The 15,550-nt window shown below is 61.5% G+C and carries 16 protein-coding genes; 8 read left to right on the top strand and 8 right to left on the bottom strand.

The window, feature by feature from the left end; genetic code table 11:
* Nucleotides 1-87: 87 nt before the first annotated feature.
* Nucleotides 88-543 carry a MarR family winged helix-turn-helix transcriptional regulator gene (locus NKJ15_RS21610; protein WP_352817463.1) on the bottom strand — a complete coding sequence of 152 codons (456 nt, stop codon included), beginning with the start codon at nucleotides 541-543 and terminating at the stop codon, nucleotides 88-90.
* Between the two features lie 63 nt (nucleotides 544-606).
* Between NKJ15_RS21610 and NKJ15_RS21605 the strand changes: the two genes are divergently transcribed.
* Nucleotides 607-1,056, top strand: coding sequence for an SgcJ/EcaC family oxidoreductase (locus tag NKJ15_RS21605; RefSeq protein WP_254817420.1), 450 nt, complete (start codon nucleotides 607-609; stop codon nucleotides 1,054-1,056).
* A gap of 276 nt (nucleotides 1,057-1,332) precedes the next feature.
* Here the strand turns inward: NKJ15_RS21605 and NKJ15_RS21600 are convergent, their stop codons facing one another.
* On the bottom strand, nucleotides 1,333-1,698 hold the full coding sequence (locus NKJ15_RS21600) for a winged helix-turn-helix transcriptional regulator (RefSeq protein ID WP_352474516.1): 366 nt from the start codon (nucleotides 1,696-1,698) through the stop codon (nucleotides 1,333-1,335).
* Nucleotides 1,699-1,806: 108 nt separating this feature from the next.
* Between NKJ15_RS21600 and NKJ15_RS21595 the strand changes: the two genes are divergently transcribed.
* A complete protein-coding gene (locus NKJ15_RS21595) occupies nucleotides 1,807-2,511 on the top strand; it encodes a glutathione S-transferase family protein (protein ID WP_352817460.1) in 705 nt (234 codons plus the stop codon).
* A gap of 143 nt (nucleotides 2,512-2,654) precedes the next feature.
* On the top strand, nucleotides 2,655-3,479 hold the full coding sequence (locus NKJ15_RS21590; RefSeq protein ID WP_352503372.1) for a DUF2189 domain-containing protein: 825 nt from the start codon (nucleotides 2,655-2,657) through the stop codon (nucleotides 3,477-3,479).
* 6 nt (nucleotides 3,480-3,485) lie between these two features.
* Here the strand turns inward: NKJ15_RS21590 and NKJ15_RS21585 are convergent, their stop codons facing one another.
* Both NKJ15_RS21585 and NKJ15_RS21580 read right to left on the bottom strand, forming a co-directional pair.
* On the bottom strand, nucleotides 3,486-4,118 hold the full coding sequence (locus NKJ15_RS21585; protein WP_352817458.1) for a LysE family translocator: 633 nt from the start codon (nucleotides 4,116-4,118) through the stop codon (nucleotides 3,486-3,488).
* Between the two features lie 120 nt (nucleotides 4,119-4,238).
* Nucleotides 4,239-6,206, bottom strand: coding sequence for a pilus assembly protein TadG-related protein (locus tag NKJ15_RS21580; protein WP_502906935.1), 1,968 nt, complete (start codon nucleotides 6,204-6,206; stop codon nucleotides 4,239-4,241).
* Between the two features lie 338 nt (nucleotides 6,207-6,544).
* On the opposite strand from NKJ15_RS21580, the gene NKJ15_RS21575 reads away from it, so the two are divergent.
* Together NKJ15_RS21575 and NKJ15_RS21570 are read left to right on the top strand one after the other, a co-directional pair.
* Nucleotides 6,545-7,405 (top strand): TIGR01459 family HAD-type hydrolase, encoded by an 861-nt coding sequence (locus tag NKJ15_RS21575; RefSeq protein ID WP_352503369.1) that lies wholly within the window; start codon nucleotides 6,545-6,547, stop codon nucleotides 7,403-7,405.
* Nucleotides 7,406-7,414: 9 nt separating this feature from the next.
* Nucleotides 7,415-8,398, top strand: coding sequence for a bifunctional riboflavin kinase/FAD synthetase (locus NKJ15_RS21570; protein ID WP_352541594.1), 984 nt, complete (start codon nucleotides 7,415-7,417; stop codon nucleotides 8,396-8,398).
* A 79-nt stretch (nucleotides 8,399-8,477) separates the two neighbouring features.
* On the opposite strand, the gene NKJ15_RS21565 is transcribed toward NKJ15_RS21570, so the two are convergent.
* Complete coding sequence (locus tag NKJ15_RS21565) at nucleotides 8,478-9,032, bottom strand: HdeD family acid-resistance protein (RefSeq protein ID WP_352685523.1); 555 nt, start codon at nucleotides 9,030-9,032, stop codon at nucleotides 8,478-8,480.
* 335 nt (nucleotides 9,033-9,367) lie between these two features.
* Here NKJ15_RS21565 and NKJ15_RS21560 point away from each other — a divergent pair, with 335 nt between their 5' ends.
* Together NKJ15_RS21560 and NKJ15_RS21555 are read left to right on the top strand one after the other, a co-directional pair.
* A complete protein-coding gene (locus NKJ15_RS21560) occupies nucleotides 9,368-10,273 on the top strand; it encodes an alpha/beta hydrolase (RefSeq protein ID WP_352817452.1) in 906 nt (301 codons plus the stop codon).
* Between the two features lie 198 nt (nucleotides 10,274-10,471).
* Nucleotides 10,472-11,275, top strand: coding sequence for a MipA/OmpV family protein (locus NKJ15_RS21555; protein ID WP_352817449.1), 804 nt, complete (start codon nucleotides 10,472-10,474; stop codon nucleotides 11,273-11,275).
* 16 nt (nucleotides 11,276-11,291) lie between these two features.
* Here the strand turns inward: NKJ15_RS21555 and NKJ15_RS21550 are convergent, their stop codons facing one another.
* The 3 genes from NKJ15_RS21550 to NKJ15_RS21540 form a co-directional block, all read right to left on the bottom strand.
* Nucleotides 11,292-11,726 (bottom strand): RES family NAD+ phosphorylase, encoded by a 435-nt coding sequence (locus tag NKJ15_RS21550; protein ID WP_254817429.1) that lies wholly within the window; start codon nucleotides 11,724-11,726, stop codon nucleotides 11,292-11,294.
* A 2-nt stretch (nucleotides 11,727-11,728) separates the two neighbouring features.
* Nucleotides 11,729-12,103, bottom strand: coding sequence for an Xre family toxin-antitoxin system antitoxin (locus NKJ15_RS21545; RefSeq protein ID WP_254817430.1), 375 nt, complete (start codon nucleotides 12,101-12,103; stop codon nucleotides 11,729-11,731).
* 85 nt (nucleotides 12,104-12,188) lie between these two features.
* Nucleotides 12,189-12,374, bottom strand: coding sequence for a hypothetical protein (locus NKJ15_RS21540; RefSeq protein ID WP_352474531.1), 186 nt, complete (start codon nucleotides 12,372-12,374; stop codon nucleotides 12,189-12,191).
* Nucleotides 12,375-12,416: 42 nt separating this feature from the next.
* On the opposite strand from NKJ15_RS21540, the gene ileS reads away from it, so the two are divergent.
* The gene (gene ileS, locus NKJ15_RS21535; protein WP_352817446.1) at nucleotides 12,417-15,407 is read left to right on the top strand and encodes an isoleucine--tRNA ligase; all 2,991 of its coding nucleotides are present in this window, start codon (nucleotides 12,417-12,419) and stop codon (nucleotides 15,405-15,407) included.
* Nucleotides 15,408-15,550: the final 143 nt, after the last annotated feature.

The following is a 15,550-nucleotide window of genomic DNA, read 5'->3' as shown; positions in this document are numbered from 1 at the left end:
GGCTGTTCGGGCTCGATACTCCCAGGAGCTCGATACCCAGTCAGGCCGTCACGGACAGAGAGTTTCTTTTGCCCTACCTTTGCGGCTTCACAAGCGCTGGCGAGGTATCCTCGGTTGCAAATTTTCGCTGGGGGATATCGCTTGCAGTGACGACCGGAGCGATTCGTACGCCTGAGCACCAAGCAGCCTTCGGTATTGGTCTTCGAGACGCTGGTTGAAATCGTGGACGGTCCGGATCACCGCAAGCGCCGCCTCAGTTGCAACGATTAATTTGGCCCGTCGGTCGTTCGGATCATGCGAACGCCGAACATAACCGAGGCGCTCCAGTTCATCGATCAACTCACCCATCGATGCTTTGCCAATGCCCGCACGCTCTGCGAGGACGCTGGGTCGGGTTCCTTCCGCGTCGATGTTGGCGAATACAGCGCCGTGTTTGGGCTTGATCGCCGAATGGCCGCTCTCCCGGAGAACCTGGACCAAAGCGCTCGCCGACGATTGATAAGCATAGAGAAGCAGAGACTGCGTGTATGGCTGATTATCCATCTTTCCAAACTTATATGGTGCCCATATAGTATGACAACCGAACTATAATGGCAGGAGGTCAGCATGGCTACCGGCAACGTCCGAACTGAAGGGGTGGAAAGTGTCGCGCACAGGCTGATCGAAGCTTGGAATCGTCACGATGCTCGCGCCTTTGCCGCCGTATTCGCGGCAGATGCCGAATTTACAAACGTCTTCGGGATGCAGGCGACTGGACGTGACAAGATCGAGCAGTTCCATGCCCCAATTTTTGAGAAGATGTTCAAGCACAGCCACCTATCCGCCGAAAGCGTGCGGAACAGGCTTGTTCGCCCTGATGTTGCCACGCTCGACCTGCGGTGGTCCATGACTGGCGCGCTCGATCCGATGGGAAACGAATGGCCGCGTCGGCGCGGATTAATCAGCGTAGTGGCGACGCGGGATCATGACGAATGGTTGATTGCAACGATGCACAATATGGAACTTGGGGACGATCAAATGGCAAAGTCTCAGGAGAAACTTCAAGAGGATAAGTAGGCTCTTCTTTCACGTCAGGATCGAAAGCGACAGCCAGCCAGCATGGTCAAGCCGATCTGATCGGGCAACGAGATCGAACGGCGGATCAGGTGATCAGGATTGGCGAGCTATGCTACAGGAGTTGGTGCCGGATGGCGGTGCCTTGTCCCGGTTTGGCCGGCCACAATGGCGCGCCCCATAGCCGGCCGCCTTGGTCTTGCGGAATCTAATGTATGAACGGCTTGGAGCGCTCTGGGCTCTCGCCGGCAGTTCTTTGCGGCGGTGATCGCCGGTCGGCTATTCCGCCGCCACGAGTTTGGTTTCCGGCGTCGATGTAGCCCGGTCGGCCCGATCGTCCTCGGTATCTTCCCACCAATCGCCCAGGGCGTCAATGAGCGGCACAAGCTTGAGACCGGGCTCCGTGAGGTCGTAATCCACGCGTAGCGGATAGCCGGTACGCGCCGTTCGCCGCACGATCCCGGCTTCCTCCAGCTTGCGCAGTTCCAGCGCCAGAATGCGGTGCGAAACTGTCGGGTTGTCACGCCTCAAATCGCTGAAGCGCTTGGTCCCGTCCTTGAGGTAGTAGAGCAGCAAGGTGGGCCAGCGACCGCTGAGCACACGCATGGTCTCCTCGATCGGGCAGCGTGAGACGACATCTTTCATGGCGGGGACCTGGTTACAGAATAGTGCGTAATTTACATGGGGCGACCAGCGTTTAGGGTCAAGTTTCGCTGCGCAGCGTAATCCCTAAATCATGGAAGAGACAAAGAAATGGAACCTGTTCTCCTTTACGGCTTCCCGCTGGGAAGTTCGATGGGGCTTGTCGCTGCATTTGAACGCCTCGGACAACCCTACCGCCTGTGTCGCGTCGATATGCTCACTGAGATGAAGAACGACGCCTATGCCAGCATCAACGGTCGTCAGGAAACACCGGTGTTGATCACGGACGAGGGCAGGGTGCTCACCGAGACCATGGCGATTGCCGCCTGGCTCGAAGCCCGCGATACGCAACGCCGTATCAGCTTCGATCCTCGCTCGCCGGAGGGCGACCGGATGCATCAGCTGATGGCTTTCGTGAACACCGGTTTCACCGCCGCTTTCACCCCGCTCTGGGCCGCATATGAAATGGAGTCGGCCGAACCGATGCAGCTGGCGACCTTGCGTGATTTCGGCCGCAAGGTCGTTACCAACCGCCATGACCAGCTCGAGGCGATGATCCTCGACACGGATTTCCTGGTCGGCGACCGGCCGACGCTTGCCGATACCACGCTGATCGGCGTAGCGCGCTGGGCGGAGTTCCACCAGGCGGTCGACGGCGCCGCTTATCCCAGGCTGGCGGCGCTACGCCGCCGCATCGAAGCCGATCCGGCCGTGCGATACGCGCTCGCTGTCGAGGCTGGCGAAAAGCCCGCCGGGTCCGGCGCTTGCCTCGGTCACGTGCCGCTGGCCGAGGTGATCGATCGCTTCGCGGCCTAATCCGCTCGTTCAGCCGCCCGGCGCCCCGGCGCCGGGCGGTGGCGACAAGCACGCCGAGATCGGCTATCATACGGGCGTTCTTGAAGTGGCAGCTGCGGGCGGCCATCCTGGCGGCGGCCGCCCCGACCCACGGGAGAAAGGTTATGGCCGGCTTTCATGTCATGGCGGACGCACGTGGAATGCATGTACAGCCCACGGTGCGCCGCATCAGCACCGAGGATCTGCTCGATGCGCTCCGTCTCGGCGTAGAGGATTTCTGGGCCAAGCCGTCGCACTACGTGTTCCTGTGCCTGATCTATCCGGTGGTCGGCCTGATCCTGACGCAGTGGACGTCGGGCTCGAACGCCATCCAACTCATCTATCCGCTGATGTCCGGCTTCGCTTTGGTCGGTCCGTTCGCCGCTATCGGCCTTTACGAAATCAGCCGCCGGCGCGAGTTCGGCATGGATACATCCTGGTGGCATGCGCTCGACGTGCGCCACTCTCCGGCGCTGCCCGCGATTGCGGTCATCGGTATCATGCTGGTGGTACTGTTCCTGCTCTGGCTGTTCACCGCGCAATCGATCTACACCAGCCTGTACGGCAATCAGCCTCCGGCCTCTATTGTCGGCTTTATTCGCGAGGTGCTGACGACCAGCAAGGGCTGGACGCTGATCCTGCTCGGCAACCTGGCCGGGTTCGCCTTTGCCGCGATCGTGCTGGCGACGACCGTCGTCGCCTTTCCGCTGCTGCTCGACCGCGATGTCGGCGCGGTCTCGGCAATCGAGACGTCGGCAAGGGCAGTTCTGACAAACCCGCTGCAGATGGCGCTGTGGGGCCTGATGGTCGCCGTGCTGCTGGTCATCGGCTCGATCCCGCTATTTGCCGGGCTTGCCGTCGTCATGCCTATCCTTGGCCACGCGACCTGGCATCTTTATCGCAGGGTGGTCGAACCGGAGCGGGCACAGCCGGACCGGCGGCCGATGTAGGACCGATCAGCGTTGCGCGTCGGTTGCCATCTTGACGGCCAGCGCGGTCAGCACCGTGCCCATCATCCAGCGCTGGATCACCAGCCATAGCGGCCGCCCGGCGAGGAAGAGGGCGATCGAGCCGGCCGTCACCGCGATGATGGCGTTGACGGTCAGGCTGATCGCGACCTGTGTGGCACCGAGCACCAGAAGCTGCGACAGCACGTGGCCCTTGCCGGGGCTGATGAATTGCGGCAGCAGCGACAGATAGAGCACTGCCACCTTCGGGTTGAGCAGGTTGGTCATCAGGCCCATGGCGAACAGCTTGCGCGGTCTGTCTTTCGGCAGTTCGCGGATCTGGAAGGGCGAGCGCCCACCGGGCTTCACCGCTTGCCAGGCGAGCCACAGCAAATAGAGCGCGCCGGCAAGGCGCAGCACATCATAGGCAAAGGGCACGGCGAGCAGCAACGCGGTGATGCCGAACGCCGCCGACAGCACGTAGAACAAAAAACCGAGCGCCACGCCGCCCAGCGAGATCAGTCCGGCCTTCGGCCCTTGCGACAGCGAGCGCGAGATCAGATAGATCATGTTCGGGCCGGGCGTCAGCACCATACCGAGGCAGACCAGCGCGAAGGCAAGATGGTTGGCGGGTTCAGGCAAGAGCGCATCTCCGGGTGGGGACACTCACCACATGCTTCCATAACCCGCAAGGGCATGACGGCAGGAGCCTTTGCGCCAGCGCGCCGGGCCCCCCTGCCTTAGTCGCCAATCCCATCGCCTTCAGCCGACGATGCGCAGGTTCGACAATTCGTTGGCGATTTCCTTGAAATTGTCGGACAGCGTCGCGCCTGTCGCATTCCAGAACAGCTTGGCCGGCTTGCTCGGGTCCGCCGGATCCTTGCGGAAGCGCGAATCCGAGGAACATGCCTTCAGCGCATCGATTGCCTTCTTGTCGCCGGCATCTGTGGGTGACAGGTCGAGCGCCACCGTCATCACCAGAATATTTGAATTCTTTGCATTGGCGCAGAGCGTTTTCATCTGCTCGTCGAGTGCTGCCGTGTAGTTGGCACCGGTATAGGTGGTCTTGCCAATATCGGTGCTGGTATTCATGAACAGGCGGGTTACGCTTCCAGATCCCGGATAGGTCAGGCCAGTGTAGCCGTAGGCGGCGTAGGTCGACCTGTTGTTGGCATAGCTGCTGTCGCTGACGGCGCTATAGGTATTGGCTCCGTCGGTCAGCACCACGACCACCTTGTCGTTGCCCCTCTCGCTGTTCGACCGGCCCTCGGAGAACGGTGGGTTGCTCGATACAGTTCGCCAGCCCCAGGCAAGCCCCTCCGGCACGTTGGTGTTGCCGTTCGGCGCCATCGCGTCGATGGCGTCCTTGATCTCCTGCTTCTCTGCGTCCTGGCTGACGTCCTTCAACGGCGTGATCGGGTTGGTGGTGCAGGAGGAATTCGGCCCATCGCCCGCGGCTGCGGATTGCGAACCGTATGGTTTTACCAGGAAATATTTGCGCATGTCAGACTGGCGCTGGGAAGCGGTAGGACCGGCGACATAGGGCCAATCGGCCCACCAGTTGTTGCCGTAATTGTAGGACGTGCCGATGACATCGTTGATGCCGTCACGGTTGAAATCGAGCCACAGAGTGCCAGCCTCATCCGGGGCGAACATCGGCACGAAAAGCGTGGCCGGCGCGGTTGTATCGGGCGTGGTGTCGCTGACATTGTAGGGATATGGCCGTGCTTCGACGCAACCTTGCCAGCTCGCATAGCGGCTTGTGGTGTAGATATATTCCGGTGCGCTCCAATGGCCGTACTGGCAGGTGCCGTTCTTCTTGTATGTGTCGCAGACATATTGCTTCGAATTGGGTACCTCTTCGCGGCCCGATTCGACCGTCATGTCGGCATAGAGGCTGAAACGGGTCAGCGGCTGGTCCTTGGTCTCGCCCCAGCCGGTGCCGCGCTTGTACCAGACGCCGTTGAGCTTCTCGGCATATTTGTCCGGATTGTTGGCGGCACTCATCGTCGTCCAGTCGAAATCCTCGTGCTGGATCGGGGACATGCCGTCCTGATCCATCCAGCCGTCCTGGTCGTGGGTAGGGCCGACATTGACCGAGGCCGCAAACGGCACGAGAGAAAACTGCACCGGTTTGGTGATCTGCTTCATCTGCTGCGCCTGAAGCGCCAGCGTATCGACAAGCTGCTTGGCGGCCGACTTCAGCAGGTTTATTCGCTTCTCGCCGGTGCCGGAGCCGAGATCGCTCATCGAGCCGGAATTATCCAGCACAAGCGCGACTTCGAGGGTGTTCTTGAGGCGGAGTTCCGAACATTCGGTGAAGGTCGTGTCGCTTGCCGTGCCGCCGATCAGCAGGCTGGCGGCCGGTAGAAAATAGGGATGGAAGGTGAGGCTGGCGCAGAGCTTCAGGGTGCCGCCGCCGGCATTGTTGTTGGGCAGCGTGACGGTCAGCGCTGTATTCGCCGGGTCGATACGTGCGAGATTGGTTTCGAAAAATGTCTTGGCGTAGGCCTTGACGTCGTCGTCGCTGGCGCCGGCAACGATCTGCTGGGCGGCGGCGAGGCCGGCCGCATCAAGGGCGTTCAGCGTTTCGTGCTTTTGGCGCAGCAACTCCCCGTAGTCGACACTGAGCGCCAGACCGGCCATCAGCGGCACAATGGTGATTGCAGTCATTAACGAGTAGTTGCCACGTCTGTCGTGTCGGAATTCTCCGACTATTGCCTTCAGCATTCCCGCCCGCCCCATTTTTCCCGGACGATGCCACGCATTTTTAAATTTCCGATTGCTGAAATACGTTCAAGGCCGGTACGGGTTTTCAATCCCTGTTAACCACGCGTCCGCAATCGGCAATGCTGCTCCGAGCTTCCCGCGGCAAAGCCTCTAAAAAAGGGAATAAGGCGCTGGAAAAGAAAAGCTTTCACCATCGCGTGCTCGCCGGCGTCCCCGTGCGACAATCTTGCGGCGCTATGAAAGCTGGTGACAGGGTGAAGCGCTTCGGTTAATCCCAGCCGGTCGCGGCGGACCGTCGGTCGCGGCGCTTGCAAGCATCATGGTACAGGGACAACGGCATGGCGGATTCGCCCGACATCATCGGTTCGCTCGCAGACTTGTCGGGAGCCTATTCAGCCATCCTGTGCGACGTCTGGGGCGTGGTGCACAACGGCGAATGGCATTTCCCGGCGGCGGCTGCCGCGCTGATCGCTGCTCGCGCGGCGAAAATACCTGTCGTGCTGATCACCAATTCGCCGCGTCGCAGCGCCGACGTGGTGGCGCAGATGAACGCCATCGGCGTTCCTCCCGCCGCCTACGACCGTGTCGTGACGTCCGGCGACGTTACCCGCGACCTGATCGCGGAAGGGCCGCGAAAGATCTTCCACATAGGCGCCGATCGGGATTTCACGCTCTATGAGGGCCTCGACGTCGAACTCGTCGAGGAGTTCGAAGCATCCGGCGTGGTCTGCACTGGCCTGTTCGATGACGAGGTGGAGAAGCCGGAGGATTATGCCGATCTTCTGCTGCGGCTGCGTGCCAGGAACCTGCCCTTCATTTGCGCCAATCCCGACATCGTCGTCGAGCGCGGCGAACGCATGATCTGGTGCGCGGGCGCTTTGGCCCGCGAATACGCACAGCTTGGCGGACGCACGCTGATCGCCGGCAAACCCTACGCGCCGGTCTATGATGTCGCCATGAAGGAGATCGCCGTCATTCTCGGCCGCCCGGTCGAGCGTTCGCAAGTTCTGGCCATCGGCGACGGCATGATGACCGACATCAAGGGCGCGGCCGACAATGGCTTCGACGTGCTCTACGTATCGGGCGGGATCCATGCCCGTGATTACGGTGAGACGCTGCAGCCGGATCCGGCCAGGCTCGCGGCCTTCCTGGAAAAATATGGCTACAGGCCGGTCGCGGTGATTCCCAGGCTGCAATAGGTTCAAGCCATGACGGCCATGTTCGAACGCATTTCCGCAACCGCACCGCTGCCGGCCCATCTGCGCGGCGGCGTGGTGGCTATCGGCAATTTCGACGGCGTCCACCGCGGCCACCAGGCGGTGCTCGAACGCGCGCGCGCCGAAGCGGAGCGTCGCGGCGTACCCGCCCTGGTGCTGACCTTCGTACCGCATCCGCGAAAGGTGTTCAGGCCGGACATGCCGTTGTTCGTGCTGACGCCGCCGCCGATGAAGGCGCGGCTGTTGTCGCATCTGGGCTTTGCGGCGCTGGTCGAGCAGCCGTTCACACGCGAGTTCGCCGCCTTGTCGGCGGAGGCTTTCGTCACCGGCGTGCTCGAGCGCAATCTCGGCATAAGCCACGCCGTCACCGGCTTCGATTTCCATTTCGGCAAGGACCGCCAGGGCGGCCCGGCCTATCTGATGGCTGCCGGCGAGCGCCACGGCTTCGGCGTCACGCTGGTGGATGCGTTTCGCGACGAAAGCGCCGAGGTGGTGTCGTCGAGCCGCATACGCACGCTGCTGTGCGAGGGCAATGTGGCCGAGGCCGCCGGTTTGCTCGGCTACCGTTTCACCGTCGAGGCGGAGGTGATCGGCGGCCAGCAGCTCGGCCGGACACTCGGCTTTCCGACCGCAAACATGAGGCTTTCGCCGGAAGCCACCCTCAAGGAAGGGATTTATGCCGTCCGCTTCCGCCGCGCCGACGGTTCGCTTCACGATGGCGTCGCCAGCTTCGGCCGCCGGCCGACGGTCGACGACAATGGCGCGCCATTGCTGGAGACCTTCGTCTTCGACTTTTCCGGCGACCTCTACGGCGAGATTTGTGCCGTGTCCTTCTTCGGCTACCTGCGCTCGGAGGTGAGATTCGACGGGCTTGACGCGCTGGTCGCCCAGATGAAGCGTGACGAGGCCGAGGCGAAGGCACTGCTCGCCGGCGTCAGGCCGCTTTCCGGGCTGGACGCGGCCATAGCTTTTTAGAGCATGGTCCCGAACCGAAGGTCAGCGAAGCAAAAAAGTGGGAACCGGTTTTCCGATTAAGATCATGCTCAACCAGAATTTATCTCTTCAGCGCCAAGCCAAGAGCGATGAAGCTCCAACCCTGGAAGATCAGGTCGACGGCCAGGAACAGGCCCAGCACCCACACGCTGTTGACCGGCCAGCCCATGGCGATGACCAGTCCCGCCAGCGCGCTGATGACGCCGGCCGCGACCACCCAGCCCCAGCCGGGCTGTGGCCGGTGGCTGTAGCCGACCCAGGCCCTGAGCACGCCTGAGGCAAGAAGCGCGACCGCCAGGAGGAAGGTCAGCACCGTCGAGGCGAGGACCGGATTGTCGAACGCGAAGAAGCCGGCGACGGCATAGAGGAGGCCGCTGAGCAGCCAATAGAAGAAGCGGCCCCATGTCTTCACACCGAAGGCATGGATGATCTCGACAATGCCGGCCATCAGCATCAGCCAGCCCACGACAAAGACCGAGGCGACGGTTGCGATGAACAGATTGCCGAAGGCAATGCCGCCGAAGACAAGCAGCAGCACCCCGAGCGCGACGAACCATCCCCATTTCGCCCGCGTCTGGCCAATGGCGTCTTTCATGGCATCGCTGTGCACGGTCATTGCCCTTTTCCCTCAAGGTTGCCTAGCTTCTTTGTTCCGGAAGGTAGCGCCGATCGCCTTGCCCGTCCAGCGAGCAGGCTGTGAGCGCCACACTCCCGAGCGATCCGCTAGACCTCCGTTTTTGACCCGAAGCGGCCAAATACCAGATGGAATAATTCGATCATGTGGGGGGTGAGCCAGTGCTAAAAGATAACAAGCGGGTTTACGGGCGACCCGTCGTCCCGCCGCGGCGCAAGTGTAACGAAAATTCCCAGTGCTGGCATTGGCCCTTTATACGATGACGTGTGCTGCTGCTATATGCCGTTTTCTACGCTTGATGAGGCTAGGGAAGCAAAATGAGCGATGCGGACGAACACCTCGATCTGACGGAGATCAACGCCGTCCGCAGGTTGTTGACCTCAAAGCCTCGAACGGTCCGCTGGGACGAACGCCGGGCACGGCTCGACGAAGTCGGTTCGGTGTGGCCAGTCGCGGAGGACATCCGATGCGAGCATGTGGTTTTCGATGGCCTCGAGGGAGAGTGGTCGCTGGCGCCTGGGAGTGACAGGGACAAGATTCTGCTGTTTTTCCACGGTGGTGGCTACTGCTCCGGCTCTCTTAAAAGTCATCGTCGAATGGTGACCGAGGCAGGTCGGGGAATGGGAATGCGCACCCTCGCGATCGACTATCGCCGCGCACCGGAACATCCTTTCCCTGCGCAACATGAAGACGCACTCACCGCATGGCGCTTTCTGAGCCGGCAAGGCATCGCGTCGGACCGCATCGTGGTTGGCGGAGACAGTGCGGGCGGCAACCTCACTCTGTGCCTGGTCAGTATATTGCGCACGTCAGGCGAGCCGTTGCCGCAATGTCTTTGGCTGGTTTCGCCCTGGACGGACCTTTCGATGTCCGGCGCGACACTATCAACCAAGGACGCAATCGACCCTATCATCCACCGGGCGTATTTGGAGGAACTGGCAACGGCCTATGTTCCCAATGGCGTTGGTCGGCGCGATCCGCTGATCTCGCCCTTGTTCGCCGATCTGAGCGGATTTCCCCCAATGCTGATACAAGCCGGTTCGGCCGAGACGCTGTTGTCGGACGCAACTCGGCTCGCCGAAGCCGCTGGCGCGGCTGACGTCAAAGTAGGTCTCGAAATTTGGCCGCATATGATTCACGCTTGGCCGGTTTGGAATGCGGGGTTGAGCGCCGGTCGCCGCGCTCTTCACAGCGCAGGCATGTTTGTCCGCGAATGTTTGTAACCCCTGCCGAGGCAACTGCTATCGTATTCCAAACACTTGATCTGGAATCTTGGTGCGCCAAACACTCGACTGCAACGCGGAACAGGCCGGCCAACGCTGCCAATGTTGCGGATATTAAGTCAAATTTTACCGAACTGGCGCCATGGCTTCAGTCAAGGCTGGTTGTATCGGCCAATGCGTTCGACGTATGGAGTAACGATGCGGTCTGTCCCGACGATCTTGGCCGCATTCATGCTCGGCACCTGCGGCGTTGCCAAGGCCGGCGAGGGCACCTTCGGCTGGCTGTCCGGAGACTGGTACCTGACGGTCGGCGCCACCGGCATGGTTGCTCCGAATTTCGAGGGCGGCAAGAACTACCTGCTCAGTGCCTCGCCGATCATCTCGCTCGGCAAGGCTGGTCCCGCGGCGCGCTTCACCTCGCGCAACGACAATATTTCATTGGCATTGATCGACGATGGCGGCGTCCGCGCCGGCCTGACAGGCAAGTTCCTGTTTTCCCGCGACGGTGGTGACGCCGACGAATTGAAGGGTCTCGACCCGGTGCGCTGGGGCGGCGAGGCTGGCGGCTTCTTCGAATTCTATCCTTTGGATTGGCTGCGTGCCCGCGCCGAATTGCGGCACGGCATTCGCGCGCATAACGGTTTTGTCGCCGACATCGCCGCCGACGCCTTTTACGATGTGACGCCCGACGTCAGGATTTCGGCCGGACCGCGCGTTTCGTTCGCCTCATCGGACTATTTCGACGCCTATTACGGCGTTGATGCCAAGGAGTCCCTGGCCTCGGGACTTAGCGAATATCATCCCGGCGGCGGGGTGAAGTCGGCGGGCCTGGGCGGCGCGGTGACCTGGAAGGTGACCGAGCCGATGACGGCCAGTCTGTTCGGCGAATATTCCCGCCTGATGGGTCCGGCCGCCGATTCCAGCCTGGTCAAGGAGCGCGGCTCCAGGGATCAGTTCATGATCGGCGTGTCGACGACCTATCGCTTCGATTTCTCGATGTGAGCGGGCGGGCGTCGGCTCATTTGATCAAACGGCTGTCGAACGGATAATGGTATAGGCCCGCAATCGTAATGCGTGACGCATCGTCATGGGTCGGGTTGAGCAGATAGTTGTTTGCCTTGCGCATTATGATCGAAGGAATTTTCATGAGCGCGTAACGATTGGCCGAGAGAAAGTCCGTGCCCTGTCGCCGTGTTGATTCCATGTCCTTGTCCCAGCCGTCATGGATAACCGGTTCGGTCATTTCTATTCCGTCCGGAACGTCGATTTCGATAAGCTGGTAGGTTTCCGGAACGGTTTCGCGCGTCGCATGCACCAGTATCTCCAGCAGTGCCGTCGAAGGGTGGTCGGTGCAATAGACGATGGGCATTCCGCGCCTGTTCCATCTTCCATCAACGAGCGTTCCGCCACGACCCGAGAGATCCGCGAAATTGGAGATGCGCCAGATGCGCATCGTCAGGCAAGCATGCCAAAGTCGATACGGATAAGCTCTTCGGAAACGACGTGGGCGCCGGTCTCTGTCTCAAGGAGATCGATCGGCCTTGCACCATCCAATGCTATGATCTCGCTTCTCAGCCAACGCTGGGCTTTCTCATGGCTACCGAATACCCGATCCGCCTGCTCGGCGATGCGTTCAAGGCGCAGGGCGCGGTCGGATTCAGCTGGCGAAAGCGGCTCGGCATGTTCCTTGCGACGCGCCAGCGTGCGGCGGGGGGCAACGATACGATAGAGTTCTTCGCTACTGAAACCCAGACTGCGCAGATGATCGATCTTGTCCGTAGGGACGGAAAAGTCGTGTGTTGCGCGAATTGCCCTTGCTGCGACCGACATGAATTGTTTCCTTGGCACTGCAGGCCATTCTGCTTGCCATTTGCCTACAAATGTATGCGCAATTGGCACCTTCCGCAAGGAAGCATCAGAGTTCGGGCTTTTCAATATCGCCTGTCTCGGTTAAAAGCCCAGCCATGACGAGCTTTTCGCGCCTTCTCGCGCCTGCGATACGAATTACAGGCCCGGTGCTCCGGGCGGCCTGACCGCCGCCGGAGCCGCCGGGAATCTTGCGCGCGGCCTCTCGCGCTTTTTCCAGATCATGATAGTTCAACGCCCGGGCTCTTTTGCCGCCGGCAACGCATATGGCAGACGAATGACTGATACCGAGACCGCCGAGACGATCGATTATTCCAAAACGCTCTACCTGCCGCAGACGGATTTCCCGATGCGCGCCGGGTTGCCGGAAAAGGAACCGCTGCTGGTCAAGCGCTGGCAGGACATGGACCTTTACCGCAAGTTGCGCGAAGACGCAGTCGGCCGCGAAAAATACGTGCTGCACGACGGCCCGCCCTACGCCAATGGCAACATCCATATCGGCCACGCACTGAACAAGATCCTCAAGGACGTCATCACCCGCTCGTTCCAGATGCGCGGCTATGACTCGAACTATGTACCAGGCTGGGATTGCCACGGCCTGCCGATCGAATGGAAGATCGAGGAGCAGTACCGCGCCAAGGGCAAGAACAAGGACGAGGTGCCGGTCAACGAGTTCCGGCAGGAATGCCGTGAGTTTGCGGCGCACTGGATCAAGGTGCAGGGTTCCGAATTCCAGCGGCTCGGCGTCGTCGGCGACTTCGACAATCCCTATACGACGATGGCTTTCCATGCCGAGGCGCGCATCGCCGGCGAGCTGCTGAAATTCGCCATGTCCGGCCAGCTCTATCGCGGCTCCAAGCCGGTGATGTGGAGTGTGGTCGAGCGCACCGCGCTGGCCGAGGCGGAGGTCGAATACCAGGACTATGAGTCGGACACGATCTGGGCGAAGTTTCCGGTCGTCAGCCTCGCTCGCCAGGTCATCAACATCAAGGATGGGCAGCCAGCCCTTGATCCCAAGCTGACGCAGACGTCGCTCGATCTGCTTGATGCCAACGTCGTCATCTGGACGACGACGCCGTGGACGATCCCCGGCAACCGCGCCGTCAACTACTCGCCGCGCATCAACTATGGTCTCTACGAGGTTACGGCGGCCGAGAACGCCTTTGGTCCTCAGCCCGGCGAAAAGCTGATCTTTGCCGAGAAGCTTGCGGACGACGCTGCCGCGAAGGCCAAGGTCACTCTGAATCGGCTTCGCAGCGTTGGCGCCGAAGAGCTTGAAAACCTTACGCTTTCGCATCCCCTCAAAGCTCTGGGTGGCGGCTACGATTTTCCCGTGCCGATGCTGGCCGGCGATCACGTCACCGACGATGCCGGCACCGGTTTCGTCCACACCGCGCCGGGACATGGCCGCGAAGACTTCGACGCCTGGATGGATGCTGCCTCTGATCTTCGCCAGCGTGGCATCGACACCGCGATCCCCTTCACCGTCGACGATGCCGGCTTCTTCACCAAGGACGCGCCGGGCTTCGGCCCGGACCGCGAGGGTGGAGCGGCGCGCGTCATCGACGACAATGGCAAGAAGGGCAACGCCAACCAGGCTGTCATCGACGAGCTGATCAAGCGCAACGCGCTGTTCGCGCGCGGCCGCCTGAAGCACTCCTATCCGCATTCCTGGCGCTCGAAGAAGCCGATCATCTTCCGCAACACGCCGCAATGGTTCGTCTATATGGACAAGGAGCTTGGCGACGGCACGACGCTGCGCAGCCGCGCCCTGAAAGCCATCGACGATACCCGCTTCGTACCCGCCGCCGGCCAGAACCGCATCCGCGCCATGATCGAGGAGCGCCCTGACTGGGTGCTGTCGCGCCAGCGCGCCTGGGGCGTTCCGATCGCCGTCTTTGCCGATGCCGACGGCAATGTGCTGCGCGACGAGGCAGTCAACCAGCGCATCATGGACGCCTTCGAGAAAGAAGGCGCCGACGCCTGGTTCGCCCTCGGCGCCAAGGAGCGGTTCCTCGGCAATCACGAGGCCTCGAAATGGCAGCAGGTCATGGACATCCTCGATGTCTGGTTCGATTCAGGCTCGACGCATGCCTTCACGCTTGAGGACCGGCCCGACCTGAAATGGCCGGCCGACGTCTATCTCGAAGGCTCCGATCAGCATCGCGGCTGGTTCCACTCCTCGCTGCTCGAAAGCTGCGGCACCAGGGGCAGGGCGCCCTACGACACCGTCGTCACCCATGGCTTCACCATGGATGAGGAGGGGCGGAAAATGTCGAAGTCGCTCGGCAACACCGTCGTGCCGCAGGACGTCATCAGGCAGTCCGGCGCCGACATCTTGCGGCTATGGGTGGTGACGACCGATTATTGGGAAGACCAGCGGCTCGGCAAGAACGTGCTGCAGACCAATATCGACGCCTACCGCAAGCTGCGCAACACCATCCGCTGGATGCTGGGCACGCTCGCCCACGACGATGGCGAGGAGGTGCCGCTGGATAAGATGCCTGAACTGGAGCGGCTGATGCTGCACCGGCTCGCTGAACTCGATGAGGTCGTACGCTCGGGCTACGACGCGTTCGAATTCAAGCGCATCACCCGCGCGCTGCTCGACTTCATGGTGGTAGAGCTGTCGGCCTTCTATTTCGACATCCGCAAGGATGCGCTTTACTGCGAAGCGCCTTCCAGCGTGAAGCGCAAGGCTTCCGTGCAGGTGGTACGCCATCTCTTCGACTGCCTGGTGAAATGGCTGGCGCCGATGCTGCCCTTCACCATGGAAGAGGCTTGGCTCGACCGTCATCCGGATGCGGTCTCCCTGCATCTCGACCAGTTCCCGGAAATCCCGGCGGAGTGGAGGAACGAGGCGCTGGCGGAGAAGTGGCGTAAGGTGCGGCAGGTCCGCCGTGTCGTCACCGGCGCGCTGGAAATCGCCCGTGCGCAGAAGGTCATCGGCTCTTCGCTGGAAGCGGTGCCGGTCGTCACCCTCGACGATGCCGTGCTCGAAGCGGCGATCGCCGATGTCGACATGGCCGAGATGGCGATCACCAGCGATCTGGTAATCGTGCACGGCAAAGCGCCGGCGGGCAGCTTTACCCTCGACGACGTCAAGGGCGTCGCCGTGGTCGTCGAGAAGGCGGAGGACCGTGGCCTGGTGAAGTGCGCGCGCTCCTGGCGCTACACCGCCGATGTCGGCTCAGATCCGGAATTCCCGGATGTTTCGGCCCGTGACGCCGCTGTTCTGCATGAGCTGAAGGCTTTGAGCCGTCTTTAAGGCGGTGCACAAATGCCACGGCGGGCGGCCGATCGGCCCCCGCGCGTTGCCCTTAACGAGTGGTTGAGGTAAACACGCGAAACTCCGGACGACAAATTGTCGCCGGAATTCCGTCGGAAGAGCATAGGCGATGGGGACCGGAC

This window comes from Mesorhizobium sp. M0207, assembly GCF_040321995.1.
GTDB lineage: Bacteria > Pseudomonadota > Alphaproteobacteria > Rhizobiales > Rhizobiaceae > Mesorhizobium.
The sequence above is the reverse complement of the archived record's forward strand: the minus strand, read 5'-3'. Positions and strand labels throughout refer to the sequence as shown.